The organism is Pseudomonas sp. UM16, from assembly GCF_050312595.1.
Taxonomy (GTDB): Bacteria; Pseudomonadota; Gammaproteobacteria; order Pseudomonadales; family Pseudomonadaceae; genus Aquipseudomonas.
The window spans coordinates 72,307-98,528 of sequence record NZ_JBNPJT010000006.1 but is presented as its reverse complement, the minus strand read 5'-3'; the positions used below and the strand labels follow the sequence as shown (position 1 = coordinate 98,528).

Annotated in this window: 25 protein-coding genes, 1 other RNA gene and 1 pseudogene; 12 read left to right on the top strand and 15 right to left on the bottom strand. The window is 60.0% G+C overall.

The window, feature by feature from the left end; translation table 11 throughout:
• Position 1: 1 nt before the first annotated feature.
• The 3 genes from ubiH to ACQRAX_RS08785 are packed head-to-tail and all read right to left on the bottom strand — an operon-like array spanning position 2 to position 3,102.
• Positions 2-1,195: a 2-octaprenyl-6-methoxyphenyl hydroxylase gene (gene ubiH / locus ACQRAX_RS08795; protein WP_412040054.1), complete on the bottom strand. Its 1,194-nt coding sequence runs from the start codon at positions 1,193-1,195 to the stop codon at positions 2-4.
• Complete coding sequence (pepP, locus tag ACQRAX_RS08790; protein ID WP_412040055.1) at positions 1,192-2,526, bottom strand: Xaa-Pro aminopeptidase; 1,335 nt, start codon at positions 2,524-2,526, stop codon at positions 1,192-1,194. The genes ubiH and pepP overlap by 4 nt, the downstream gene beginning before the upstream one ends.
• Before the next feature lie 21 nt (positions 2,527-2,547).
• Positions 2,548-3,102, bottom strand: a complete 555-nt coding sequence (locus ACQRAX_RS08785) for a YecA family protein (RefSeq protein WP_412040056.1) — start codon at positions 3,100-3,102, stop codon at positions 2,548-2,550.
• Positions 3,103-3,254: 152 nt separating this feature from the next.
• Between ACQRAX_RS08785 and ACQRAX_RS08780 the strand changes: the two genes are divergently transcribed.
• The 4 genes from ACQRAX_RS08780 to ACQRAX_RS08765 all read left to right on the top strand — a co-directional run bounded on the left by ACQRAX_RS08780 (position 3,255) and on the right by ACQRAX_RS08765 (position 4,663).
• Positions 3,255-3,464, top strand: coding sequence for a TIGR02449 family protein (locus ACQRAX_RS08780; RefSeq protein WP_412040057.1), 210 nt, complete (start codon positions 3,255-3,257; stop codon positions 3,462-3,464).
• A complete protein-coding gene (locus ACQRAX_RS08775; protein ID WP_412040058.1) occupies positions 3,461-3,778 on the top strand; it encodes a cell division protein ZapA in 318 nt (105 codons plus the stop codon). Before ACQRAX_RS08780 ends, ACQRAX_RS08775 begins: the two co-directional genes overlap by 4 nt.
• A gap of 18 nt (positions 3,779-3,796) precedes the next feature.
• Positions 3,797-3,975: non-coding RNA, 6S RNA (gene ssrS, locus ACQRAX_RS08770), on the top strand.
• A gap of 79 nt (positions 3,976-4,054) precedes the next feature.
• Positions 4,055-4,663 carry a 5-formyltetrahydrofolate cyclo-ligase gene (locus ACQRAX_RS08765; protein ID WP_412040059.1) on the top strand — a complete coding sequence of 203 codons (609 nt, stop codon included), beginning with the start codon at positions 4,055-4,057 and terminating at the stop codon, positions 4,661-4,663.
• Between the two features lie 18 nt (positions 4,664-4,681).
• Here ACQRAX_RS08765 and ACQRAX_RS08760 read toward each other — a convergent pair whose 3' ends face one another.
• Positions 4,682-4,822 (bottom strand): hypothetical protein, encoded by a 141-nt coding sequence (locus ACQRAX_RS08760; protein WP_203479019.1) that lies wholly within the window; start codon positions 4,820-4,822, stop codon positions 4,682-4,684.
• 179 nt (positions 4,823-5,001) lie between these two features.
• Here ACQRAX_RS08760 and ACQRAX_RS08755 point away from each other — a divergent pair, with 179 nt between their 5' ends.
• From ACQRAX_RS08755 to ACQRAX_RS08740, 4 genes are all read left to right on the top strand, one after another.
• A complete protein-coding gene (locus ACQRAX_RS08755) occupies positions 5,002-5,451 on the top strand; it encodes an EVE domain-containing protein (RefSeq protein ID WP_412040060.1) in 450 nt (149 codons plus the stop codon).
• Positions 5,452-5,544: 93 nt separating this feature from the next.
• Positions 5,545-6,504 (top strand): HlyD family secretion protein, encoded by a 960-nt coding sequence (locus tag ACQRAX_RS08750; protein ID WP_412040061.1) that lies wholly within the window; start codon positions 5,545-5,547, stop codon positions 6,502-6,504.
• Positions 6,501-9,224 (top strand): ribosome-associated ATPase/putative transporter RbbA, encoded by a 2,724-nt coding sequence (gene rbbA / locus ACQRAX_RS08745; RefSeq protein ID WP_412040062.1) that lies wholly within the window; start codon positions 6,501-6,503, stop codon positions 9,222-9,224. The genes ACQRAX_RS08750 and rbbA overlap by 4 nt, the downstream gene beginning before the upstream one ends.
• Positions 9,224-10,342, top strand: coding sequence for an ABC transporter permease (locus ACQRAX_RS08740; RefSeq protein ID WP_412040063.1), 1,119 nt, complete (start codon positions 9,224-9,226; stop codon positions 10,340-10,342). Before rbbA ends, ACQRAX_RS08740 begins: the two co-directional genes overlap by 1 nt.
• On the opposite strand, the gene ACQRAX_RS08735 is transcribed toward ACQRAX_RS08740, so the two are convergent.
• Positions 10,343-10,747 carry a flagellar basal body-associated protein FliL gene (locus tag ACQRAX_RS08735; RefSeq protein ID WP_412040064.1) on the bottom strand — a complete coding sequence of 135 codons (405 nt, stop codon included), beginning with the start codon at positions 10,745-10,747 and terminating at the stop codon, positions 10,343-10,345.
• Positions 10,748-10,903: 156 nt separating this feature from the next.
• Here ACQRAX_RS08735 and ACQRAX_RS08730 point away from each other — a divergent pair, with 156 nt between their 5' ends.
• Positions 10,904-11,881 (top strand): NADPH:quinone oxidoreductase family protein, encoded by a 978-nt coding sequence (locus tag ACQRAX_RS08730; RefSeq protein WP_412040065.1) that lies wholly within the window; start codon positions 10,904-10,906, stop codon positions 11,879-11,881.
• 24 nt (positions 11,882-11,905) lie between these two features.
• Here the strand turns inward: ACQRAX_RS08730 and ACQRAX_RS08725 are convergent, their stop codons facing one another.
• The 6 genes from ACQRAX_RS08725 to trxA form a co-directional block, all read right to left on the bottom strand.
• Positions 11,906-12,547, bottom strand: a complete 642-nt coding sequence (locus ACQRAX_RS08725; RefSeq protein ID WP_412040066.1) for an energy transducer TonB — start codon at positions 12,545-12,547, stop codon at positions 11,906-11,908.
• A 101-nt stretch (positions 12,548-12,648) separates the two neighbouring features.
• Positions 12,649-13,293, bottom strand: a complete 645-nt coding sequence (locus ACQRAX_RS08720) for a gamma-glutamylcyclotransferase (RefSeq protein ID WP_412040067.1) — start codon at positions 13,291-13,293, stop codon at positions 12,649-12,651.
• A 275-nt stretch (positions 13,294-13,568) separates the two neighbouring features.
• A complete protein-coding gene (locus ACQRAX_RS08715; protein ID WP_412040068.1) occupies positions 13,569-14,537 on the bottom strand; it encodes a CDP-6-deoxy-delta-3,4-glucoseen reductase in 969 nt (322 codons plus the stop codon).
• A complete protein-coding gene (gene ubiD / locus ACQRAX_RS08710) occupies positions 14,538-16,004 on the bottom strand; it encodes a 4-hydroxy-3-polyprenylbenzoate decarboxylase (protein WP_412040069.1) in 1,467 nt (488 codons plus the stop codon).
• Positions 16,005-16,132: 128 nt separating this feature from the next.
• Positions 16,133-17,392 carry a transcription termination factor Rho gene (gene rho / locus ACQRAX_RS08705; protein WP_065758020.1) on the bottom strand — a complete coding sequence of 420 codons (1,260 nt, stop codon included), beginning with the start codon at positions 17,390-17,392 and terminating at the stop codon, positions 16,133-16,135.
• A gap of 229 nt (positions 17,393-17,621) precedes the next feature.
• Positions 17,622-17,951, bottom strand: coding sequence for a thioredoxin TrxA (gene trxA, locus ACQRAX_RS08700; protein ID WP_273891336.1), 330 nt, complete (start codon positions 17,949-17,951; stop codon positions 17,622-17,624).
• 243 nt (positions 17,952-18,194) lie between these two features.
• Between trxA and ppx the strand changes: the two genes are divergently transcribed.
• A complete protein-coding gene (ppx, locus tag ACQRAX_RS08695) occupies positions 18,195-19,697 on the top strand; it encodes an exopolyphosphatase (RefSeq protein WP_412040070.1) in 1,503 nt (500 codons plus the stop codon).
• Here ppx and ppk1 read toward each other — a convergent pair.
• Both ppk1 and hemB read right to left on the bottom strand, forming a co-directional pair.
• A complete protein-coding gene (gene ppk1 / locus ACQRAX_RS08690) occupies positions 19,684-21,864 on the bottom strand; it encodes a polyphosphate kinase 1 (protein WP_412040139.1) in 2,181 nt (726 codons plus the stop codon). The two genes, ppx and ppk1, sit on opposite strands and share 14 nt — an antisense overlap.
• A gap of 79 nt (positions 21,865-21,943) precedes the next feature.
• Positions 21,944-22,954 carry a porphobilinogen synthase gene (gene hemB, locus ACQRAX_RS08685; RefSeq protein ID WP_412040071.1) on the bottom strand — a complete coding sequence of 337 codons (1,011 nt, stop codon included), beginning with the start codon at positions 22,952-22,954 and terminating at the stop codon, positions 21,944-21,946.
• A 207-nt stretch (positions 22,955-23,161) separates the two neighbouring features.
• On the opposite strand from hemB, the gene ACQRAX_RS08680 reads away from it, so the two are divergent.
• Entirely contained in the window at positions 23,162-23,806 is a 645-nt protein-coding gene (locus tag ACQRAX_RS08680; RefSeq protein WP_412040072.1) for a DedA family protein, read from the top strand.
• A 501-nt stretch (positions 23,807-24,307) separates the two neighbouring features.
• Here the strand turns inward: ACQRAX_RS08680 and ACQRAX_RS08675 are convergent.
• Positions 24,308-24,856: pseudogene (locus ACQRAX_RS08675) on the bottom strand (sterol desaturase family protein); the annotation flags it as partial.
• A 191-nt stretch (positions 24,857-25,047) separates the two neighbouring features.
• Between ACQRAX_RS08675 and elbB the strand changes: the two are divergent.
• Complete coding sequence (gene elbB / locus ACQRAX_RS08670; protein WP_412040073.1) at positions 25,048-25,719, top strand: isoprenoid biosynthesis glyoxalase ElbB; 672 nt, start codon at positions 25,048-25,050, stop codon at positions 25,717-25,719.
• Positions 25,720-25,725: 6 nt separating this feature from the next.
• On the opposite strand, the gene ACQRAX_RS08665 is transcribed toward elbB, so the two are convergent.
• The gene (locus ACQRAX_RS08665) at positions 25,726-26,187 is read right to left on the bottom strand and encodes a YaiI/YqxD family protein (protein ID WP_412040074.1); all 462 of its coding nucleotides are present in this window, start codon (positions 26,185-26,187) and stop codon (positions 25,726-25,728) included.
• Positions 26,188-26,222: the final 35 nt, after the last annotated feature.

Here is a 26,222-nt window from a genome sequence, read left to right as displayed (position 1 = left end):
CTCAGCTCCGTGGATCCGGACGGGTTCCCAGGCCCATGGCCTGGCGGGCGAACCAACGTTTGGCCGGGGGCACCAGGTCGAGCCCTAGCAACCCCAGGTTGCGCCCGGTGGCAATCAGCGGTTGCGCGCTGCCGAACAAGCGCGTGACGCGGTCGGAGAAGCCCACAGTCAGCTCCTGATCCAAGCGCTGGCGCTCGCGATAAGCCTGCAGCGTGGCAAAGTCACCAGGAACGGCAGGACCTGCCAGCAAGCCTTCGGCCAGTGCCTGCACGTCGCGCAGGGACAGGTTGAAGCCCTGGCCGGCAATCGGGTGCAGGCTATGAGCGGCATTGCCCAGAACCACCAGGTGCGCACGCACCTGCTCCTGAGCCTCGATCAGCGACAAAGGATACAAGTGCCGCGCGCCGACCTGGCGCAAGGCGCCCAAGCGGTAGCCAAACACACTCTGCAGCTCGCTGAGGAAGCTGCGCTCGTCCATTTCGGCCAAGCGTTTGGCGTCCATGCCGGCGCGGGTCCAGACTAACGCACAGCGGTTTTCCGGCAACGGCAGCAGCGCCATTGGCCCTTCGTCGGTGAAGCGCTCAAACGCTTGACCACAATGGGCTTCGCTCGGGGTGATATTGGCAATCAGCGCGCTCTGGTGGTACGGCCGCGAGCTGACATGGATACCCAGTTGCTCGCGCAGACCGGATCGACCACCATCGGCCAACACAGCCAGGTCGCATTCGACCTCGGTGTCGTCATTGAGCGTCAGCCGATAGCCGTCTTCCAGCGCCTGCATGGCTGTCACTTCTGCCGGGCAGCGCCAGCTCACCACCTCGGCATCCAGGCCTTGCCACAGACACTGGCCGAGCCAGGCGTTCTCCACCACGTACCCCAGGGCAGGTACGCCCTCTTCCAGTGCATCCAGACGCGTCGCACCAAAGCGGCCACGGTCGGACACCTGAATCTGGCGGATCGGTTCGGCGCGGCGGCTGATCGGTTGCCACAGACCCAGACGCTCATAAATCTGTCGGGTACCGAAGGACAAGGCCGAAGAGCGGGCGTCATAGCTCGGTTGATAGGTATCGCCCGGCGCAAACGGCTCAATCAGCAGAATTTTCCAGCCACGCGCCTTGGCACCGGCTTGCAGGGCAAGCGCCAGACTCGCGCCGACCAAGCCCCCGCCAATGATTGCCAGGTTGACCCGATTCATGCCGCAGCACTGCGCGCGGCAGCCATTAAGGCTTCAATTTCGGCCACCGTCTTGGGTACACCTGAGGTCAGGATTTCACAGCCCTGCTTAGTTACCACTACGTCATCCTCGATACGTATACCAATGCCGCGCCATTTTTTCGCGACGCTCTGGTTATCGGCACCGATGTAGATGCCAGGCTCCACTGTCAGGGCCATGCCCGGTTCCAGCTCGCGCCACTGACCACCGACCTTGTATTCACCGACATCATGCACATCCATGCCCAGCCAGTGTCCGGCACGGTGCATGTAGAAGGCCCGGTAGGCCTCGCTTTCGATCAATTCCTGCACATCACCTTTAAGCAGACCCAGCACGACCAGGCCTTCAGTGATCACCTGCACCGTCGCCTCATGGGCGTGGTTCCAGTGCTTGCCCGGGGCAATGACCGCAAATGCCGCCTCCTGCGCCTTGAGCACCAATTCGTAGATCGCCTTTTGCTCCGGCGAGAACCGCCCGCTGACCGGAAAGGTCCGGGTGATGTCGCTGGCGTAGCAGTCGATTTCGCAACCGGCGTCGATCAACACCAGGTCACCGTCCTTGAGCAGCGCGTCATTTTCCTGGTAATGCAGGATGCAGCCATTACGGCCGGCGGCGACGATCGAGCCATAGGCCGGCATCTTCGCCCCGCCCTTGCGGAACTCATAATCGAGCTCAGCCTCCAGGCTGTACTCGCGCAACCCCGCACGACAGGCTTGCATAGCCCTGACGTGCGCCCGGGCAGAAATCGCTGCGGCCTCGCGCATTACTTTCACTTCTGCCGCCGACTTATACAGGCGCATGTCGTGCAGCAGATGATCCAGGGCAACGAATTCGTTCGGTGGCTGGGCGCCAAGACGGGCCTTGGAGCGGATCACATTGATCCAGTCCATCAGGTGACGGTCGAATTCCGGGTTGCTGCCCATGGCCGAGTAGACCCGGTCACGGCCTTCGATCAGACCGGGCAGGATGTCGTCGATGTCCGTGATGGGAAAGGCATCATCCGCGCCAAAGTCGCGGATCGCGCCTTCCTGACCGGCGCGCAGACCATCCCAGAGCTCACGCTCGGGATTGCGCTCACGGCAGAACAGCACGTATTCGCCGTGCTCGCGACCGGGGATCAGGGCGATCACTGCTTCTGGCTCAGGGAAGCCACTCAGGTACTGGAAGTCACTGTCCTGGCGGTACACGTGCTCGACGTCACGGTTGCGAATGGCAACTGCGGCGGCGGGCAGGATGGCAATACTGTTGGGCTCCATCTGCGCCATAAGCGCCTTGCGTCGACGGGCGTATTCCGACTTGGGGATTTGGCTCATGGGCAGTGGGTCCCTGTGCAATCAGTGCAGCGAAGGTTTGGCTGCCGGCTCGACCGCCTTGGCCAGCTCGGTGTACAGCAGCAGCGGTGCGACGCGCAGGTACTCCATGACTTCCATATAGTCGCTTTCGCCGTCTTCGGATTCTTCCAGAGCGTCCTGAACCTGGGAAATGGCATCCAGATCCTGCAGGACTTCCTTGGCCTCGATGCTCAAGGTCAAGCCACCGGCGTTCAGACCAAAGCCATAGAGGAAGCCCTTGCACCACTCACCCAGGGCCGCGGCGCGTTCAGTCAGCGCGACGTCATCGCCCGGCAGCAACAGTACGACAGTGATATCGTCACCGGTGAGCTCACCCTTGACCATCTCTTGTAGACCGATCAAAGCGTTACGAACGTTGTCTGCCGGATCATTTTCCAGCAGGTGCGCGGCATCGGCCAACCAGGCTTCGGCATCAAAGCCGGCACCGGTGCAACTGCGTCCGAGCAACAGCCCGTGCAGTTCGGCAGGAGATACAGGATGCCCGTTGCTGCTGAGCAAGGTGGCGAAGGCGGTGTACGGCGAATTGGTATTGGGCATGGGCAACTAGGCGCCAGACGGCGCAATGACTAGAATGAAGACCTTGTATCCTAGCACCGGCAGGCGCGCCAAGACCATCGACGCGGCCAACTCGGAGCAGGCCGGAGCATAAATCGGGCAACCACCCGCCAGACCGAATCGAGTGGCAACCAATGCAAGAGAACGATCTGCAATCGCTGATGGGCCGATTCGAACTGCTGATTGAGCGAGTCGAGCAACTAAAACGGCAAAACGCACTCCTAATAGCTCAGGAAAAGTCCTGGCGCGAGGAGCGCGCCCACCTCATCGAAAAAAACGAAATCGCCCGGCGTAAGGTCGAATCGATGATTTTGCGACTCAAGGCCCTGGAGCAAGACTCATGAGTTCAAGCAATAGCGTCACCGTTCAGATCCTCGACAAAGAATATTCGATCATCTGTCCGCCTGAAGAGCGCAGCAACCTGGTCAGCGCGGCGCGCTACCTGGATGGCAAGATGCGCGAAATCCGCAGCAGCGGCAAAGTCATCGGTGCCGACCGGATCGCGGTGATGGCGGCGCTGAACATCACTCACGACTTGTTGCACAATCAGGAGCGCCCTGAAGCGCCAACCGGTGGCGCCAGCCGTGAACAGGTGCGTGACCTGCTGGAACGTGTCGATCAGGCCCTGGCCGACGATGCGGATACAAAAACCAGTTGAGTTTCAGTATACTGGCGCCACTCCCTGGAGTGCTTGCCAGTCGGTCATGTCCCTGAGCCGATACGCACAACCACGGGGGTTGCACGTTGGGGCCGGTGTGCATGTCCGCTTGACGGAAAGCCTGAACGCCTCCTGCAATCTCCACCTTGAACTTTCGGGTTCAAGGGCTACACCGACAGCGGTTCGTCGGGGAGCCTGAATTACCTTTGTTCGCCTCACACGCGAGCAATCGAGCTGTCGCCCTCGGCGCCAGCCCTCTCTGGGAACGCCCGTGCCATGACCGACACCGCGCCGCTCACCCGCCCCCAACTTCGCCGCCTGTTACGCGATGCCCGTCGCGCCCTGAGCCCGGCCGAGCAACGGCAGGCAGCGCGTGGTCTGTACCGGCAACTGGCCCAACATCCACTGTTTCGCCGCGCCAGGCACATCGCCCTCTATTTGCCCAATGATTGCGAGATCGACCCAGGCTTGTTGCTGCGCGAAGCTCAGCGACGTGGCAAGCGTACCTACTTACCGGTGCTGCAAGCATGGCCAAGAAGCAAAATGGTCTTTCAACGCATCGAGCACGGCGAAAAACTGCGCCCTAACCGCTTTCGCATCCCCGAGCCGCACATCAGCCTGGCGCGGCAACGGCCGATCTGGGCGCTGGACCTGATCTTGTTGCCATTGGTGGGATTCGACGAGGTAGGTGGCCGTCTGGGCATGGGCGGTGGATTTTACGATCGAAGCCTGGCCTATCAGGCCCGCCGCAAGGCGTGGAAAAAGCCTTTGCTGCTGGGGCTGGCACATGAATGTCAGAAAGTCGAGCGACTGGCCCAAGCCAGCTGGGACGTGCCGCTACAAGGAACGGTCTCGGACCGTAGCTGGTACCTGGCGCCTGACTAAGCGGCGCCAGCATAGCGATCAACGTTGTTGCGGATTGACCGGTATCTCGTAAGGAGCGTCGAGTTTGCGCTCCCACAGGCTTTGCGCATAACCGGTAGTGACAACACCCAAACCGAACAGAAATACCAGAATCCAGAGCAAGTCCGGTTTGCGATTCATCGATTGCCCCCCTCAGGCAAACTGATCACGTGTCAGCAACGTTTTTTATGGGTTGCAGCAGCGTCAAGCTTAAAATGGGCGCATTCTCCGACAACCTGCGTCGACACGCAAACCTTGACGCCAACCGACCGTCGGTTTCATGCAACAGGTTATTTCAAATTTCGCCAGGAGCAGCACCCATGGCCTATTGGCTGATGAAATCCGAACCCGATGAACTTTCGATCAAGGATCTGGCACGCTTGAAACAAGCACGCTGGGACGGTGTTCGTAACTACCAGGCACGTAATTTCCTGCGCACAATGGCAGTCGGTGACCAGTTTTTCTTCTATCACTCCAGCTGTCCCGAGCCCGGCATTGCCGGTATCGCCAAGATCAGCGCCGCCGCCTATCCCGACCCGACGGCCCTGGACCCGCAAAGCCATTACTTCGATGCCAAGGCCAATGCCGACAAGAACCCTTGGAGCGCCGTCGATGTTGCTCACGTAGAAACCTTCAGCAAGGTCTTGGGCCTGGGTTACCTCAAGCAACAGAGCGCCCTGGCCGAGCTGCCGCTGGTCCAGAAAGGCAGTCGTCTGTCGGTGATGCCGGTTACTGCCGAACAATGGGCGGCGGTACTCGCCTTACGCTGAACAGCGCAGGATTGCGGCCTGATTGACCAATGTCAACGCACCAGGATCAGTGCCACGTCACACTCTGACGTGAATGCAGCAGGAAGCAGACTGATGAGCCAAACTACCCCGAAACTGTTCGCTGGCGCCTTGATCGCCCTGCTTCTGGCTGCGGGCGGTCTGGGCTACTGGAAGTCCCTGCACGACCGCCTGCCCGACGGCCTGAGCATGGGCAACGGTCGTCTCGAAGCCACTGAAGTGCAGATCGCCAGCAAAATCCCCGGACGCCTGGCCGAAGTGTTGGTCGATGAAGGCGACAAGGTTACTCAGGGCCAACTTTTAGCCCGTATCGACACCCGCACCCTCGAAGCCCAGCGCAACCAGGCTGAGGCGGAAGTACTACGCGCCCAGGGAAACTACTCGGCCGCCCAGGCCAACGTGCAATTGCGCCAAAGCGAGCTGCTGCTGGCCAGCCAGGAGCTCAAGCGTGTGCGGGAAATTTTCCTGCGCCAATACGCCAGCCAACAATTGCTCGACCAACAGCAGGCACGTTATGACACGGCCAACTCTGCAGTCGTCGCCGCACGCGCTCAGCTGGCAGCCATCAAGGCCGCCATCGGCGCCGCTGAGGCTCAAGTCGCCCAACTCACCAGTGAAATCGACGACAGCAGCCTGCGGGCACCGATCAACGGCATCATTCAGCTACGCCTGGCCGAACCCGGTGAAGTGCTGGGCGCTGGCGGCCGGGTATTGATGCTGATCGACCCCAATGACCAGTACATGAACCTCTACCTGCCTGCGTCGACCAGCGGTCGTCTGACGGTCGGCGATCAGGCCCGGGTTGTACTCGACGCCCTGCCGGAAAAGGCTCTGTCGGCGAAAATTGCCTTCGTTGCCGCCAAGGCCCAGTTCACCCCGAAACAGGTGGAAACCCGTGACGAACGGCAAAAGCTGGTGTTCCGGGTCAAACTGCGCCTGACCGAGCCCAGCGCCGTGCCGCAAGCCAAGCCTGGCATGCCGGGCGCAGGCTATGTGCGCACCGCTGAAGTGGACTGGCCGGCCAACCTGCAATGAACGCGCTGGCGCTGCAGGCCGAGGGCATCAGCCACCGATATGGCAAGCTGGATGCGCTGCAGGACATCACCTTCAATCTGCCTGCAGGCACCCGCTGCGGCCTGATCGGCCCGGATGGTGCTGGCAAATCCAGCCTGCTCGGTCTGATTGCCGGAGTCAAAAAGCTGCAAAACGGTGAGCTCTCAGTGCTCGGCGGCTCGATCCGCAAGCGCCGCCACCGCAACAGCCTGTACCCGCGAATCGCCTTTATGCCTCAGGGGCTGGGCAATAACCTCTACCCCGAGTTGTCGATCCGCGAAAACATCCGTTTCTTCGCCACCCTGTTCGGCCTCAGCGCGGTGGAGTGTGAGCAGCGCATGCACAACCTGCTGCTGGCCACCGACCTCGCACGCTTTGCCGAGCGCCCTGCCGGCAAGTTGTCCGGCGGCATGAAGCAAAAACTCGGGTTGTGCTGCGCCCTGATCCACGAACCGGACTTGTTGATCCTCGACGAGCCGACCACGGGGGTAGACCCGCTGTCTCGCCGACGTTTCTGGGAACTCGTCGAGCAAGTCCGCCAAGAGCGACCGCAGCTGACCCTGTTGGTGGCCACAGCGTACATGGAAGAGGCCGAGCAGTTTGAGCACTGCCTGATGCTCGACCGTGGCAAGTTGATCGCCTGCGGGCTCAGCCAAGAGCTGGCCAGCGTTACCACCAGCGGCAAACTGGACGACGCCTTCACACACTATCAAGGCGACAGTGCACACGACACGCAGCCCCTGAAAATTCCTCCGCGCCCTGCCGGCGACACGACGATTGCCATCGAAGCCCATGAACTGACCCTGCGCTTCGGAGATTTCACCGCGGTGAACAAGGTCAGCTTTGCCATCGGTCGTGGTGAGATTTTCGGCTTTCTAGGCTCCAACGGCTGCGGCAAAACCACCACAATGAAAGTACTCACCGGCTTGATGCCGGCCAGCGAAGGCAGCGCCACCCTGCTGGGTCGGCCGGTGGACGCCAAAGACCTGGCCACGCGCAAGCGGGTCGGCTTCATGTCGCAGAGTTTTTCGTTGTATGGCGAGCTGAGCGTGCGCCAGAATCTGGAGCTACATGCCCGGCTGTTCGACTTGCCCAAGGCTGACAGCACACCGCGCATCGCCGAACTGATCGAACGCTTTGACCTCGGCGCGATCGCCGACCAGCAATCCGGCGCCCTGCCGCTGGGCCTGCGCCAACGCCTGTCATTGGCAGTGGCCGTACTGCACCGACCCGAAGTACTAATCCTCGACGAACCTACGTCAGGGGTCGACCCGGCTGCCCGCGATGACTTTTGGCGCTTGCTGATCGAACTGTCGCGGGATCAAGGGGTGACGATCTTCCTCTCTACCCACTTCATGAACGAGGCGCTGCGTTGCGACCGCATCTCCTTGATGCATGCGGGTAAGGTGCTGGCTTGCGACACACCCGCTGCGCTCCAGCAGCAGTTTGCCGGTGCCACCCTGGAAGACGCGTTCGTCACCTGCCTTGAGCAAGCCCAAGGCACGAGCGAAACGCCTGTCACTACAACGCAACTGGATGCGCCTGCCTCGACCGCGCCACTGGCGATGTCTCAGGGTTTCAGCATCCGGCGCCTGTTCGCCGTGGCTACCCGCGAAGGCAAAGAGTTGCTGCGCGACAAAGTTCGCCTGGCCTTTGCCTTGCTCGGCGCGGTGTTCATGATGGTGATCTTCGGCTACGGCATTTCGCTGGATGTGGAAAACCTCGCGTTCGCCGTCTACGACCAGGACCAGAGCCCACAAAGCAGGGCTTACCTTGAAGCCTTTCGCGGCTCACGCTATTTCGCCGAACAACCACCCATTCGCGACTCGACACAGTTGCATAAGCGCCTGCAGCGTTCAGAAATCAAATTGGCCCTGGAGATCCCGCCCGGGTTCGCTCGCGACCTGCACGCTGGACGCCAGCCAGTGGTGGCCGCCTGGCTCGACGGTGGCATGCCGTTTCGCGCCGAGACCAGCCGCAACTACGTCGAAGCCGTACACCAGGCCAACCTTGAGCAGTTTGCGGCGCTGAGCAGCCAGGCCCTTCCCGGACAAACACCGGTACGCCTGGAAACTCGCTTTCGCTACAACCAGGATGTGGTCAGCGTCAACGCCATCGGCCCGGGAGTCATGGCGCTGATCCTCGCTTTCATTCCCGCCATGCTCACCGCCCTGGGCATCGTCCGTGAGAAAGAGCTGGGTTCGATCACCAACTTTTATGCTACACCGCTGACCCGTCTGGAGTTCCTGCTCGGGAAACAGGCGCCATACCTGGCCATCAGCCTGGTCAACCTGGCACTGCTGGTGGCGATGAACCGCTGGCTATTCGGCGTACCCTTCAAGGGTAGCGCCCTGGCCTTGGCTTGTGGCGGTCTCCTGTACCTGCTCGCAACCACCAGCCTGGGCCTGCTGATCTCCGCCTTCACCCGGACCCAGATTGCCGCGATCCTCGGCACCATGATTATCACCAGCCTGCCGACCATCCAGTTCTCGGGGCTGATCGTGCCGCGCTCTTCACTCGATGGCTCGGCTGCGCTGATGGGGCAACTGTTCCCGGCGGGCTACTTTCTTGATATCGCCGTCGGCACCTTCACCAAGGCGCTGAGCCTGCGTGAGCTATGGCCGCAATGCCTGGCGCTGCTGGGATTTTTCCTCGGTTTCACAGGCCTGAGCCTGGCCATGCTGAAAAAGCAGGAGGTCTGATGCATCGCTTGGCACACACCCTGCGCCTGGGCCTGAAAGAACTGACCAGCCTGCGTCACGACAGCGTATTGCTGCTGTTTCTGCTGTATGCCTTCAGTGTGGCGATCTACATGCCGGCGGCCGGATCAATCATCGGCGTACACAACGCCAGTGTGGCGGTCATCGACGAAGACCACAGCATGGTTTCACGCAAGCTGGCCGAAGCCCTGCAGCCACCCGAGTTCCAGCCTGCCGTGCCACTCACCTACGATCAACTGGACCAGGCCATGGACAGTGGCCTGTATACGTTCGTGATCAATGTGCCGGTGAACTTTCAAAGCGACTTGCTGGCCGGACGTTCGCCGCAGCTGCAGGTCAATGTCGATGCCACGGCCATGAGTCAGGCGTTCATGGGCGCCGGCTACATTGGACGAATCTTCGAACGCGAGTTGCTCGACTATGCCAACCAGGGCTCTGCCGCAGCTAGCAGCCCGGCGCTGATCAGTCCACGGGCACTGTTCAACCCGAACCTGGAAGGCGGCTGGTTTCTGGCGGTGATCCAGATCGTCAACAATATTACCATCCTGGCCATTGTCCTCACCGGCACCGCGCTGCTGCGCGAGCGTGAACATGGCACTCTCGATCACCTGCTGGTGCTGCCACTGACAGCGCTGGAGATCATGCTGGCAAAAATCGGCAGCAATGCCCTGGTGGTGGTGCTGTGCACTTGGATATCGCTGGAGGTGGTGGTCAAAGGTGCCCTGGGCGTGCCACTGGCAGGCTCGCTGAGCCTGTTCCTGGCGGTTACTGCGCTTTACCTGTTTGCCAGTACTGCGCTGGGGATCTTTCTCGCCACATTGGCGCGCTCGACTCCGCAATTCGGCCTGCTGGCGATTCCGGTGATCATCCCCATGCTCTTGCTGTCCGGCGGCAGTACACCGCTAGACAGCATGCCGCAATGGCTGCAGTGGGTCATGCAGCTATCGCCTTCGACACACTTTGTCAGCCTCAGCGCTGCGATCCTGTTCCGCGACGCCGGCCTGACGGTAGTCTGGCCGGATCTTCTGGCGCTGGCCACCATTGGCCTGGCGTTCTTTACTATTGCCTTGCGACGCTTTCGCAGCAGCCTGACATCCTGATTACTGCACAATCAGGTTGTTGAACAACAGGTCATCAACCAGCGGCTTGCCTTCTTCGTTCTCCAACACCTGTTGGACCTGCTTCAGGGCTTCCTGACGCAGCTTTTCCTTGGCCTCGACGTTACTCATGCTCTCCAGGTTCTGCTGGGTAAACAGCGCCACCAGTTGATTGCGGATCAGCGGTTCGTGGTGCTTTACCGCCGTCGCCGCCGCATCGCTGTTGACCCGCAGAGCTACGTCGGCCTTGTACACACGCAACTTCGGGCCGCTATCCAGAGCATAGTTACCCACGAATGGCGGGGTCAGGGAAATGTAGGAGACCTTCGGTTCCCCTTCCTTGGCTTCTTCGGCCATGGCCGCCATCGGCAGCATCAGCGCCAGTACCATCAAGATCCACGCTTTCACGAATTCGCTCCTCAAACAATTGGCGCCAGCATACCCAGCGCACCGGTCAAACCCAAGCCCGGGCTTATGCCGGCCTATCAGGACGGGCCATGCTCGTTGACCCGGCACCTGACCCACCTACACTTATCGGCCACTACGCGCAAAGGAATAGTCCCGATGAAAGCAGTGTTGTGCAAAACCCTGGGCCCGGCTCAGGGCCTGGTCCTCGAAGAGGTCGCCAGCCCCGTAGCAAAGAAGAACGAGATTCTCCTGGATGTACATGCGGCCGGGGTCAACTTTCCCGATACGCTGATCATCGAGGGCAAATATCAGTTCCAGCCACCACTGCCCTTCTCTCCTGGTGGCGAAGCCGCCGGCATCGTCAGCGCGGTGGGTGAGAAGGTTACCCATCTCAAAGTCGGTGATCGGGTCATGGCCTTGACCGGCTGGGGGAGTTTCGCCGAACAGGTGGCGGTGCCGGCCTACAACGTGCTGCCGATTCCTGAGCACATGGACTTCACCCTTGCAGCCGCCTTTGGCATGACTTACGGCACCTCGATGCACGCCTTGCTGCAACGCGGCCAGCTCAAGGCCGGCGAAACCCTGCTGGTGCTGGGTGCGTCGGGCGGTGTCGGGTTGGCGGCGGTGGAAATCGGCAAGGCCATGGGCGCACGGGTGATTGCCGCTGCCAGCAGCGCCGAAAAACTCGCGGTGGCCGAGGCAGCTGGCGCCGATGAATTGATCAACTACAGCGAACATAGCCTCAAGGACGAGATCAAGCGTTTGACTGGCGGCACCGGTGCCGACGTAATTTACGACCCGGTTGGCGGCGACCTGTTCGACCAAGCGGTGCGTGGTATCGCCTGGAACGGCCGCCTGCTGGTGGTGGGTTTTGCCAGCGGACGCATCCCGGAGCTACCCGTAAACCTTGCGCTACTCAAAGGTGCTGCTGTGCTCGGTGTGTTCTGGGGCGCCTTTGCCCAGCGCCAGCCGGCTGACAACGCGGCGAACTTTCAGCAGCTGTTTGCCTGGTTCGCTGAAGGCAAGCTCAAGCCGCTGGTATCACAGACCTTTGCGCTGGCTGAAGCGGGTGCGGCCATTGATATGCTCGGTCAGCGCAAGGCCGTGGGCAAACTGGTGATCACCACCCGCTAAGATGCCTTCTGGTCCTGTAGCGTCTCAGCGCTGCTGGACCAGACGTTCACGTAAATACGCTGGCCAAACATCGACGAAGTCGACACCCGGGTAAGTTTTGCACTGTTTGATGATACGCGGCAGCGCCTTCTCAAAAGACTCGGTAGTCGCACGCGACTCCTTGTAGCTGATGGCCTCGTCGCCAGAAAAATTCGACATCATGCGAACGGACAACAGTGTAGTGTCCATATGCTCGAGCGACCTGCCCGGATCATTTTTGCGGTATTGCGCCACTTCTTCGTTGAACTGCTTGCAGCTCATCACAACCAGCCTGGCGCGGTCGTAGAGTGCCCACCACTCTTTTTTGTCATTGAGACGAAAATGCAAATCCGTACGCACTTCGAGCGTTGCGGGGTTCTCCTTTGATACGGTCCACGGCTGGAAACGCCATTGTTTGACCGCCTTAAGCGCGGCATTGGCAAATGCCGGATCACTGCTGTTCACAATCTTCACATCAGTGACGGTGCCATCGGCCTGGGCCTGAAAGCTGACTTTGACCGAACCGGTGATGGCCGCCTTACTCAACTCAGCCGGATAGATCGGAATGGTTTTCTCGACAAACTCCAGTTTGATATCGGCATGGGCAATACCTGCCACCATCACCAACAGCGCTGCAAACCACTTCATCCTTGATCCTTGCCTGTCCAATGAGTCTTGGGACGCGATAGTAGCGCGCCAGAGCCGTTCCGCACAGGGTAACAATTCTCATTACTGCCGTGAGAACATTCCTAGTCAGGAAAATGGCAGCGTCGCAAGCGAGCCTCAAGGTTGCGATCAGGCATGGCATGAGTACGCAAAGCATTGAGGGTTTGCTCGACATAATCACGGGTGCTGCCATAGCGTCCTTTGGCATTGGCGAAGATCTTACTGAGCAGATCATCCGACAGGTTACCCGCATAGCACGGCAAGTGCCGTTCCAGCACAAATCCCAAGGCCTGGACCTTGCTGCCATCATCAAGGCGACAGGTAAGCCAGTGGGGCCGATAAGCCGGGTAAGGCATCTCACGTTGCCACAGGGCCAACAGCGAGTCTTCCAGGCACTCCTGCGGCAAGCGATAGGCAAAGCCGCTGCAAGAGCCGCCACGGTCCAGACCAAAGACCAGCCCCGGACACTCTGGGGTACCCCGATGTTCGTGGGACCACAGGTACAGGCCGCGGTGGTAACCATGCACCCGGGCCCGCCGACGCTCTTCGGCATTGCACTCCGGCCGCCAGATCAGCGAGCCGTAGGCAAACAGCCAGACCGGGCCACCCTGGTGAAGGGACAGGGTGTGGTGAACCGAAAGTTGAAGTTGCTCGCGAGACAGTTGTTGTCCGAAGTCGAGCAACGGAGGATAGGCCACATTCAAAGATGCAGATTCAATTGCCGACATAGCTGCCGCCAGGATTCCTCGTGAACTACTGAAGTGAGTCACTGTAAACGAATACGCTACCCGCGTACTTACCGTACGGCAGTTCGCCTATTGAATATAAGCCTCAGCACACACCGGAGACCCCTAGGCTGGGGCTTTGCACCAACAACCGGGTGTTGTTTCAAGTGTAGCGAAAGTTATTTACGTTGCAGGCAATAATAATCGACTTATGCCGCGCAAGCACAACCTGGATTATTAAAGCGGGCACGCTATTGCAGCGTGCCTTATTCCGTCATTCAACCGCGCGGCGCATAAGCAAATACATCGGCGCGCATCTGGTGTGCGTCCATTCCCGCGTCAACCAGTGCATCGAGGGTGGCATAAATCATATTCGGCGAACCACTGGCATAAACGTGCACACCCGCCAGATCGTTCAAGTCCTCGCAGACCGCCTCATGCAGCATCCCGCAACGCCCTTCCCAACCACACAGGTCGCTGACCACCTTGTGCAGGTACAGGTTCGGCAATTGCTCCCACTCGGCCCAATGCTCGATCTGGTAGAAGTCTTCGGGAAGGCGCACGCCCCAATACAGGTGGACCGGATGCTTGAAGCCCTGGGCCCGGCAATGTTCGAGCAGGCTGTGCATTTGCGCCATGCCGGTGCCTGCGGCAATCAGCACCAGCGGACCGTCGGGCAACTCGGACAGATGCGTATCGCCGAAGGGCATCTCCAGCCGCGCCATACCGTTGCGCTGCAACTGCGCGATCAACTCCACTGCACTGTTCTCGCGAGCCAACACGTGCAGCTCAAGGTCGCGCCCGCTATGGGGAGCCGAAGCCAGGGAAAAAGCTGCCTTGTCGCCACTTTCGCGCTCGACCATCAGGTATTGCCCCGCATGGTAGCGCGGCGGTTTACCGGCTGGCGCACGCAGGCGTACGCGCCAGACGTCGCCACCGACCTCAACGCACTCGCTCAGCTGACAGGCCAGTGTCCGTACCGGCAACTCGCCCAAGGCGAGCACGCCATCCCACAACAATACACAGTCCTCCAGCGGCTCGGCGATGCAGGTGAACAGTTCGCCGTGATTACGCTCCTGTCCTTCCTGACGCACCCGTCCTTCAACCAGCAACGCAGCGCAGACATGGCAATTGCCATTGCGGCAGCTCTGTGGACAGTCGTAGCCCAAGCGCCGCGCCCCATCGAGAATCCGTTCCCCGGGGTTGAGCACCAACACCGCCCCGGACGGCTGCAAGGTTACCTGCATTTAGTCTATTCCCAACTGATTCCACAGCTCATCGATCCGCCGGGTGACAGCTTCATCCTTGACGATGACCCGTCCCCATTCGCGGGTGGTTTCCCCTGGCCACTTGTTCGTCGCATCCAGGCCCATCTTCGAACCCAGACCGGAAATGGGTGAGGCAAAGTCCAGGTAGTCGATCGGGGTGTTCTCAATCATCACCGTGTCGCGCTTGGGGTCCATGCGCGTGGTAATCGCCCAGATCACATCATTCCAGTCGCGGGCATTGATGTCGTCGTCTGTGACAATAACGAACTTGGTGTACATGAACTGTCGCAAAAACGACCAGACCCCGAGCATGACGCGCTTGGCGTGCCCCGGGTACTGCTTCTTCATGGTCACCACCGCCATGCGGTAGGAACAGCCTTCCGGCGGCAGGTAAAAGTCGGTGATCTCCGGGAACTGCTTTTGCAGGATCGGGACGAACACTTCGTTGAGCGCCACACCTAGAATCGCCGGCTCATCAGGTGGTCGGCCGGTGTAGGTACTGTGGTAGATCGGCTTTTGTCGGTGAGTGATGCGTTCTACGGTAAACACCGGGAAGCTGTCCACTTCATTGTAGTAGCCGGTATGGTCGCCATACGGGCCTTCTGGGGCCATCTCGCCGGGATGAATCACCCCTTCGAGGATGATTTCAGCAGTGGCTGGCACCTGCAGATCATTGCCGCGGCATTTGACCAGCTCGGTTCGATTGCCGCGCAACAGGCCAGCGAAAGCATACTCGGACAGCGTGTCCGGCACTGGGGTGACGGCGCCGAGAATGGTCGCCGGATCCGCACCCAAGGCCACCGAGACCGGGAATGGCTGCCCCGGGTGTTTCTCGCACCATTCACGATAGTCCAGGGCGCCGCCACGGTGGCTGAGCCAGCGCATGATGACCTTATTGCGGCCGATCACCTGCTGGCGATAGATCCCCAGGTTCTGGCGCTCCTTGTTCGGCCCGCGTGTCACCGTCAGGCCCCAGGTAATCAGCGGCGCAACGTCGCCCGGCCAGCAGTGCTGCACCGGCAGCATGCCCAGATCGACGTCGTCACCTTCGATGATCACTTCGTGGCAGGCCGCATCCTTGACCACTTTCGGCGCCATCGACACGACCTTCTTGAAGATCGGCAGCTTCGACCAGGCATCCTTGAGGCCCTTGGGCGGCTCAGGCTCCTTGAGGAACGCCAGCAGTTTGCCGATCTCACGCAGTTCGCTGACCGACTCGGCGCCCATGCCCATGGCCACCCGCTCCGGGGTCCCAAATAGGTTACCGAGCACTGGAATGTCGAAGCCGGTTGGCTTTTCGAACAGGAGCGCTGGGCCTTTGGCGCGCAGAGTGCGGTCGCAGACTTCAGTCATTTCCAGAACTGGAGAGATCGGAACCTGGATGCGCTTGAGTTCGCCGCGCTGTTCCAGGCCACGGATAAAGTCGCGCAAATCGCGATACTGCATGCAAAAGCCTCGTATTCGCCGAGCCGGTCGGGGGGAGCAAAGTGTAGCGCCTAACCCGGCCAGCCAGAATAGCCAAAGTACAGATAGCAAAAAGCCGGGTTGCCCCGGCTTTTGCACAGCGCAACCGCTTACTTGCGCTTCATCGACAAGAAGAACTCGTCGTTGGTCTTGGTCTGCTTGAGCTTGTCGATCAGGAACTCAATGGCCGCGACTTCATCCATCGGGTGCAGCAGCTTACGCAGGATCCACATGCGCTGCAGCTCGTCGTCGGCGGTCAACAGCTCTTCGCGACGGGTACCCGAACGGTTGATGTTGATGGCCGGGAACACACGCTTCTCGGCGATCTTGCGGTCCAGCGGCAGCTCCATGTTACCGGTACCCTTGAACTCTTCGTAGATCACTTCGTCCATCTTCGAGCCGGTTTCTACCAGCGCGGTGGCGATAATGGTCAGCGAGCCGCCTTCTTCGATGTTACGCGCAGCACCGAAGAAACGCTTTGGCTTCTCCAGGGCGTGAGCATCGACACCACCAGTGAGGACCTTGCCGGAGCTCGGGATCACGGTGTTGTAGGCACGGGCCAGACGGGTGATCGAGTCGAGCAGGATCACCACGTCTTTCTTGTGTTCAACCAGGCGCTTGGCCTTCTCGATAACCATTTCAGCAACCTGCACGTGGCGGGTTGGTGGCTCGTCGAAGGTCGAAGCAACCACTTCGCCGCGCACGGTGCGCTGCATTTCGGTCACTTCTTCCGGGCGCTCGTCGATCAGCAGGACGATCAGGTGGCACTCGGGGTTGTTACGGGTGATGTTGGCCGCGATGTTCTGCAGCATGATGGTCTTGCCCGCTTTTGGCGGAGCGACGATGAGGCCACGCTGGCCCTTGCCGATCGGGGCACACAGATCGATAACCCGGCCGGTGAGGTCTTCGGTGGAGCCGTTACCGGCTTCCATCTTCAGGCGCACATTAGGGAACAGCGGCGTCAGGTTTTCGAACAGAATTTTGTTCTTCGCGTTTTCCGGCCGGTCGAAGTTGATGGTGTCGACTTTCAGCAGGGCGAAGTATCGCTCGCCTTCTTTTGGCGGGCGGATCTTACCGACGATGGTATCGCCGGTACGCAGGTTGAAGCGACGGATCTGGCTAGGCGAGACATAGATGTCGTCAGGGCCGGCCAGGTAGGAGGCATCAGCCGAGCGCAGGAAGCCGAAGCCGTCCTGGAGAATCTCCAGCACACCGTCACCGGAGATTTCCTCGCCGCTTTTCGCATGCTTTTTCAACAGGGAGAAAATCACATCTTGCTTGCGCGAACGGGCCATATTTTCTATGCCCATCTGTTCGGCCATTTCGAGCAGATCGGTAATCGGCTTTTGCTTGAGTTCAGTCAGGTTCATAAGGGGAGTGACGTAATCATGTAAGAAGGGAGAATTAAGCTTCTGGCTTAATGAAGCCGCGCCGCAAAGAAGGCGACAGGATCGCGTACTGATTCGAATTAGGGATGCGTCGGCGACGGCGTGCAGAGGGCACCGAAAAATCAGTGCGAGGCCGAATGTAACACCTGCTTTTTCTGGCGTCTAGTCACCCGATAAAGAAAAGCCCCGGCGAATGCGGGGCTTTTTTCACTCAGATATTGGCGTCCAGGAAGGCTGCCAGCTGAGACTTGGACAGTGCGCCGACCTTGGTGGCCTCGACGTTGCCGTTCTTGAACAGCATCAGCGTCGGGATACCACGCACGCCGTGCTTGGCCGGAGTCTCCTGGTTATCGTCGATGTTCAGCTTGGCGACGGTCAGCTTGCCCTGGTAGGTGGTAGCGATGTCGTCCAGCACCGGAGCGATCATTTTGCAAGGGCCGCACCATTCAGCCCAGTAGTCAACCAGCACCGGGCCTTCAGCCTTCAGGACTTCGGCTTCGAAGGTGGCGTCAGTGACGTGTTTGATAAGATCGCTGCTCATGGAAGTCTCCAAGGTCGTAAGCAAAAAAAACGTGGCCCATCATAGCCGCACCGGCGAGTTACAGGAAGCCGCCGACGATTGAGTGTAACTATAGTTGTGCATGACCGCGCATATCACCGCTGTCACAGGAAAGTCATATTTCCTCAATCAACCTGCCCTATATCAAGCCTTGCTAAGCTGCGCGTTGGCGTCAGCCTTGGATCGTGGCAGGATTGCCGGGTTATCGACCGAGAAGCCATGATCATGCCGCAAACCACAGCCAAGAATCTGTCCTTGATTGCTGCCATCGACCTGGGCTCCAACAGCTTCCATATGGTTGTGGCCAAGGCCCACCATACCGAGATCCGCATTCTTGAGCGGCTTGGGGAAAAGGTGCAGCTAGCCGCCGGCATCAACGAAGAGCGCCAACTCAACGAAGAGTCGATGCAGCGCGGCCTGGACTGCCTCAAGCGCTTCGCCCAGCTGATCAGCGGCATGCCCGACGGCGCGGTGCGCATCGTTGGCACCAACGCCCTGCGTGAGGCACGTAACCGCGGCGAATTCATCCGCCGCGCCGAAGAAATTCTCGGCCATCCGGTGGAAGTCATTTCCGGTCGTGAGGAAGCCCGCCTGATTTACCTCGGCGTCTCCCACACCCTGGCCGACAACCCCGGCAAACGCCTGGTGGCGGATATCGGCGGCGGCAGCACCGAGTTCATCATCGGACAGCGCTTCGAGCCGCTGCTGCGCGAGAGCCTGCAGATGGGCTGCGTCAGCTACACCCAACGCTACTTCCGTGACGGCAAGATCACCCCGGCACGTTACGCCCAGGCCTACACCGCTGCGCGCCTGGAGCTGATGAGCATTGAAAACGCCCTGCACCGTCTGAGCTGGGACGAAGCCATCGGCTCTTCCGGGACCATCCGTGCCATTGGCCTGGCCCTCAAGTCCGGCGGCATGGGCAGTGGCGAGGTCAATGCCGAGGGCTTGGCCTGGCTCAAGCGCAAGTTGTTCAAACTGGGCGACACCGACAAGATCGACTTCGACGGGGTCAAACCGGACCGCCGGGCGATCTTCCCGGCCGGCCTGGCGATCATGGAAGCGATTTTCGATGCGCTGGAATTGCAGCGCATGGACCACTGCGACGGCGCCCTGCGTGAAGGCGTGCTGTTCGACTTGCTGGGACGTCATCACCATGAGGACGTGCGTGAGCGCACCCTGAGCTCGCTGATGGAGCGTTATCACGTCGACCAAGGTCAAGCTGCCCGGGTCGAGCGCAAAGCCCTGCACGCCTTTGATCAGGTGGCCAAGGCCTGGGATCTGGAAGACGGGATCTGGCGTGAGCTACTCGGCTGGGCGGCCAAGGTGCATGAAGTGGGCCTGGATATCGCCCACTACCACTACCACAAGCACGGTGCCTATCTGATCGAGCACTCGGACTTGTCGGGCTTCTCCCGCGAAGACCAACAGATGCTCGCGCTATTGGTGCGTGGTCACCGCCGCAATATTCCCAAAGACAAGTTTGCCGAGTTCGGCGAAGAAGGCACCAAGCTGATTCGCCTGTGCGTGCTGCTGCGCTTTGCGATCTTGTTCCATCACATTCGCGGCACCCAGCAAATGCCAACGGTTACCCTACACGCCGCTGGCGACAGCCTCGATGTCGAGTTTCCGGCGGGCTGGCTGGAGCAGAATCAGCTGACCCAGGCCGACTTCGGCCTGGAGGCTGAGTGGCTGACCCGGGTCGGCTTCGTCCTCAGCGTACGCTGAGCACCGGGTTGCTCAGGCGCTCGAGCAGAGCAGCCTGGGCACTGCGCGGGTTCTGGTTGCCGGTCGGCGTGCTGCGTACGTAGCGGCCGTCCGGCTGCAGGATCCAGGCGTGGGTGTTGTCGGTCAGGTACCCCTCCAGCTCCTTTTTCACTCGCAGGATCAACTTCTTGCCTTCAACCGGGAAGCAGGTCTCGACACGCTTGTCGAGGTTGCGCTCCATCCAGTCGGCACTGGAAAGGAACATCTGCTCTTCGCCGCCATTGAGGAAGTAGAACACCCGCGTGTGCTCGAGGAAGCGCCCGATGATCGAGCGCACCTGAATATTGTGCGACACCCCGGCAATGCCCGGACGCAGGCAGCACATGCCGCGCACCACCAGGTCGATACGCACCCCGGACTGGCTGGCCTTGTACAAGGCGCGGATGATTTTCGGATCGGTCAGCGAGTTGAATTTGGCGATGATGTGCGCAGGCTTGCCCTCAAGGGCAAACTGGGTTTCCCGCGCGATCATGTCGAGCATGCCCTTCTTCAGGGTAAACGGCGCGTGCAACAGCTTCTTCATACGCAAGGTCTTGCCCATGCCGATCAGCTGACTGAACAGCTTGCCGACGTCTTCGCACAAGGCATCGTCGGAGGTCAGCAGACTGTAGTCGGTGTACAGGCGAGCGTTGCCGGCGTGGTAGTTACCGGTACCCAGGTGCGCATAGCGCACGATTTCGCCAGCTTCGCGACGCAGGATCAGCATCATCTTGGCGTGGGTCTTGAAGCCGACCACACCGTAGATCACCACCGCACCTGCAGCCTGCAGACGGCTGGCCAGTTGCAAGTTGGATTCTTCGTCAAAGCGCGCACGCAACTCGATCACCGCAGTGACCTCTTTGCCGTTACGGGCGGCATCGACCAGCGCGTCGACGATCTCCGAGTTGGCACCACTGCGGTACAAGGTCTGGCGCACAGCCAGGACGTGCGGGTCCTTGGCGGCCTGGCGCAGCAGATCGACCACCGGGGTGAACGACTCGAAAGGGTGCATGAGCAGGATGTCCTGCTTGCCAACTACGCTGAAGATGTTCTCGGCGTTCTGCAGCAACTTGGGAATCGCTGGCGTGAACGGTGTGTATTGCAACTCGGGGTGGCTATCCAGACCGGTGATGCTGAACAGCCGGGTCAAGTTGACCGGGCCATTGACCTGGTACAGCTCGCTTTCGCTCAGGCTGAACTGCTTTAGCAGGTAGTCCGAGAGGTGTTTGGGGCAAGTGTCAGCCACTTCCAGGCGCACGGCATCGCCATAGCGGCGCGAGAACAGCTCCCCTCGCAGGGCCCGGGCGAGGTCTTCGACATCTTCGGAGTCCAGCGCCAGGTCGGCGTTACGGGTCAAACGGAACTGGTAGCAACCCTTGACCTTCATGCCCTGGAACAGGTCATCGGCGTGAGCGTGAATCATCGACGACAGGAACACATAGTTATCGCCCGGGCCGCCGACGTCTTCCGGCACCTTGATCACCCGTGGCAACAGACGTGGCGCCGGAATGATCGCCAGACCCGAATCACGGCCGAAAGCATCCACGCCTTCCAGCTCGACGATGAAGTTCAGGCTCTTGTTCACCAGCAACGGGAACGGGTGCGTTGGATCGAGACCGATCGGGGTGATGATCGGGGCGATCTCGTCGCGGAAGAAGCGCCGTACCCAGGTCTTTAGCTTGGTATTCCAGTGGCGGCGACGGATGAAGCGGATCTGATGTTTTTCCAGCTCTGGCAACAGTACATCGTTGAGGATCGCATACTGACGATCAACTTCGCTGTGCACCACTTCACTGATCCGCGCCAATGCCTGGTGCGGCTGCAGGCCGTCAGCGCCAGCCTGCTCACGGGCAAAGGTGATCTGCTTCTTCAGGCCCGCCACACGAATTTCGAAGAACTCATCCAGGTTGCTGGAAAAGATCAGCAGGAACTTCAACCGCTCCAGCAAGGGGTAGCTCTCGTCCAGCGCCTGTTCCAGTACGCGGATATTGAACTGCAGCTGCGACAACTCGCGGTGAATGTACAGGCTGCTGTCATCCAGGCCTGGGACAGCGATGACCGGTGCAGCCGGCGCCGGAGCAGGCGCAGGCGCCTCGACCTCGGCCACAGGCTCAGGCACCGCAGCAGGCTCCGGCGGCGTTTCGAGCATTTGCTCCGGCACGGGCTGGACTTGCTTCATATCGACATCACTGTGTACTTCGTTATTCATCTGGCGTTCCTGAAGGGCGTTACTGCCCTCTCATCAATTGAGCAGCGCGAACAGCGAAATAGGTCAGGATGCCATCAGCTCCTGCCCGTTTGAAGGCGGTAAGGGATTCCAAAATCACTCCCTCACTCAGCCAGCCGTTCTGGATCGCGGCCATGTGCATGGCATATTCACCACTGACTTGATAGACAAAGGTCGGGACCTTGAATTCATCCTTGACCCGATAAAGGATATCCAGATACGGCATACCTGGCTTGACCATGACCATGTCAGCGCCTTCAGCCAGGTCGGCAGCCACCTCATGCAGGGCTTCTTGGCTATTAGCTGGGTCCATCTGGTACGAGGCTTTGTTGGCCTTACCCAGGTTCAGCGCCGAGCCGACCGCGTCGCGGAAGGGACCGTAGTAAGCACTGGCGTACTTGGCTGAATAAGCCATGATACGCACGTTGACGTGACCCGCCAGCTCCAGCGCTTCACGAATGGCCTGGATACGGCCGTCCATCATGTCCGAAGGGGCTACCACTTGAGCGCCGGCTTCGGCGTGAGACAGGGCCTGACGCACCAGGGCATCGACGGTGATGTCGTTCTGTACGTAGCCTTCCTCGTCGAGGATACCGTCCTGGCCGTGGGTGGTGAACGGGTCGAGGGCAACGTCGGTGATCACACCCAGCTCCGGGAAACGTTCACGCAGGGCGCGGGTGGCGCGCTGAGCAATGCCGTCCGGGTTCCAGGCTTCGGCGCCGTCGAGGGATTTTTTCTCGGTTGGCGTCACCGGGAACAAAGCCAGGGCCGGAATGCCCAGGCTCACCCACGCTTGCGCAGCTTCCAGCAGCAGGTCGATGCTCAGACGCTCGACGCCTGGCATCGAGGCGACTTCTTCACGGCGGTTTTCGCCATCCAGGACAAATACCGGCAGAATCAGGTCATCGACGGTCAGGACGTTTTCACGCACCAGACGACGGGAAAAATCGTCACGACGGTTGCGACGCAGACGGGTGGCAGGAAACAAACGGTTAGCGGGGGTAAAGCTCACGGCAGACTCCTGAGCCCGCGCAGGCGGGCGAGCGCGACAGTTATAAGCGGCCATTATGACGCCTGAATGACAGCCAGGGACAACCCTGCGACTTGAGGACGCAGCCATTGTCCTTGTAGGAAATGTTAACGTCGAGACACATTTGGATACTTTCCCCCAAGGCCACGAAGGGTTAGGCTGCGCGTTCATTTCGCCAGCACCCAGAAAATGCTCCAACAATTCCTTCAGGATTTCGGCTACTTTGCCCTTTTTCTCGGCACGTTTTTCGAAGGTGAGACCATTCTGGTTCTCGCCGGCTTCCTTGCGTTCCGCGGATACATGGATATCAATCTGGTGGTCCTGGTGGCCTTCTTCGGCAGCTATGCCGGCGACCAGTTGTGGTACTTCATGGGGCGTAAGCACGGGCGCAAGTTGCTGGCCCGCAAACCACGCTGGCAGATGATGGGCGACCGCGCGCTGGAGCACATTCGCCGCCATCCGGATATCTGGGTGCTGAGCTTTCGCTTCGTCTATGGCCTGCGCACAGTCATGCCAGTCGCCATTGGCTTGTCCGGCTACCCGCCGCGTCGTTACTTGTTGCTCAACGGCATCGGGGCGGCGGTCTGGGCCCTGGCCTTGGGCACCGCCGCTTATCACTTTGGCGCCATTCTCGAAGGCATGCTCGGCAACGTGAAGAAGTACGAGCTATGGGTGCTCGGTGGCCTGCTGGCCTTCGGTGGTTGCCTGTGGTTGCGGCGTCGCATCAAGGCCGCGCGTATCGCCCGCGAGGAAGCGGCAGCCATACAGGCCGAGCAAGCTGAGCAGGCTGTAGCCAACCAACGCGATCCAAACCAAGGCAGTGACCGGCCATAAACCGCTCATCCCGGCCAGGACCATGGCCGGGACATTCAACCCCAGCCGCACCAGCTCAAGCTTGAAGGCCCAGGGGCGATTCTCCAGCACTGTGCCAAACACAAACAAGCTGAACGCCATCACCCCCCAACCAAGCAGCAACGCTGCACCCGACAACTGTTCAGCGTGCTCCATCAGGTAGCTGCCAAGCGCCACGTACAGCGCAAACTGCAGCACTACATAGACTTGCTGTGGCCAGCCCAGCGGCACCTCGAACTTGCGAAAGCGGCTCAGGTCCTGCTTGGCCTGTGGGAAGCGCCGAGCAACATCCACTGGCCGCCAGCCGGTGGGCATGAACCAGATCCGCAGCTTGTCCCTCCAACGTTCAGCATGGCGGGCATCGTGCCAGAGCTGGGCGTAGAACTGCAGATTGGCCCATAACGGATTCCAGCTGGCCAATGGCGTAGTCACGCCGAAAATCACCGGTTCGTTGTCGTCCTCTTGCTGAAAAGTGCCGAACAGGCGATCCCAAACAATGAACACTCCACCGTAGTTGCGATCCAAGTACAAGGGATTCTGTGCATGGTGTACGCGATGATTGGACGGTGTAATGAACAGCCATTCGAACCAACCCAGCTTGGGGATGTGCCGGGTGTGTACCCAGAACTGATAGAGCAGGTTCAACGCTGCCACCGTGATGAATACCAGCGGCGGCACACCCAGCAGCGCCAACGGCAAGTAGAAGATCCACGACAGGAGGAAACCGCTGCTGGTCTGGCGCAAGGCCGTCGACAGGTTGTATTCCTCACTCTGGTGATGCACCGAATGCGCCGCCCAGAGAATATTGCGCTCGTGGCCGAAGCGGTGCAGCCAGTAGTAGCAGAAATCGTACAAAACAAAGGCCAGAACCCAGACCCACAGCGTGTCACCGGGCAACTTGAACAGCGCCAGATGCTCCCAGACCACGCCATAAGTAACCAGGCCAACACCCTTGGTCAGCAGACCCGTGGTAGTCGACAGCACCCCGGTACTGAGGCTGTTGACCGTATCGGCCAGACGGTAAGTACGCATGCCCCGCAAGCGGTCGGCAATCAATTCGACCACAATCAGGACAATGAAAAACGGTACCGCCAACAGGATCAGATCCATGGGTTATCCATCTCCAGGCTATTGCACAAGATTAGGCCTGGTTCAGCGCAAACCCTATGGCGACATCTGCCAATTTAGAGGACATTTAACGCCTCGACTCGGGAGTAGTGAGCATGACCCAAAAAAAAGTAGCAGTAATTCTTTCCGGCTGTGGCGTCTATGACGGCGCCGAAATCCACGAAAGCGTAATTACCCTGCTGCGCCTCGACCAGCGCGGCGCCAAGGTGCAGTGCTTTGCGCCGAACATTGCGCAGATGCATGTGCTCAACCACCTGACGGGTGAAGAGATGCCCGAATCGCGCAATGTCCTGGTGGAGTCGGCACGCATCGCCCGTGGTGATATCAAGGACCTGCGCGAAGCGCACGCCAAGGATTTCGATGCGTTGATCGTACCGGGTGGCTTTGGCGCGGCCAAAAACCTCTCCAACTTCGCCGTTGAAGGCACAGGCTGCACGGTTAACCCAGATGTACTGGCCTTGGCCGAAGCTTTCGCCGAAGCCGGCAAGCCGGTTGGCCTGATCTGCATCTCGCCAGCCCTGGCGGCAAAGATTTATGGCCCTGGCGTGGTTTGCACCATCGGCAACGACGCCGACACCAGTGCAGCCATCGTCAAGATGGGTGCCACCCATGAAGAGTGCGATGTCCATGACATCGTCGAAGATACCCAGCGCAAACTGGTCAGCACACCAGCCTATATGTTGGCCAAGTCAATCAGCGAAGCGGCGGGCGGCATCTACAAGCTGGTCGACCGCGTGCTGGAACTGACTCACGAAAGCGACAAATAACCCCCATCAACATGGAAACTGACGCGCCAGCCGCGTCAGTATGCGGTCCAGGGAGTTGGCAAAAGCCTGCTTCTCGCGATCGCCATAGGGTGCTTGTCCACCACCGACCTGCCCCTGCTCGCGCAGGTCGGTGAACAAGTTGCGCACAGCCAGACGCTCGCCCATGTTGCGCTCATCAAACTCGCGCCCACGTGGATCAAGGCAGGCAACGCCGTTCTTGACCAGCCTGTCGGCCAACGGCACATCACTGCAAATCACCAACTCACCCGGCACGGCATGCTCGACCAGGTAGTCGTCGGCAGCATCCGGACCACTCGGCACGACGATCAGCTTCACGCAGGCGAATGCTGGCTTGATCTGGCTCTGCCCAGCCACCAGCACCACTTCCAGCTGACGCTTGAGGGCAAATTTGACCACCTGATCCTTGGCCGCCTTGGGGCAGGCATCGGCATCGATCCAGATACGCATGGGTTAACTATCCACAAAAAACCAAACAGGCGAAC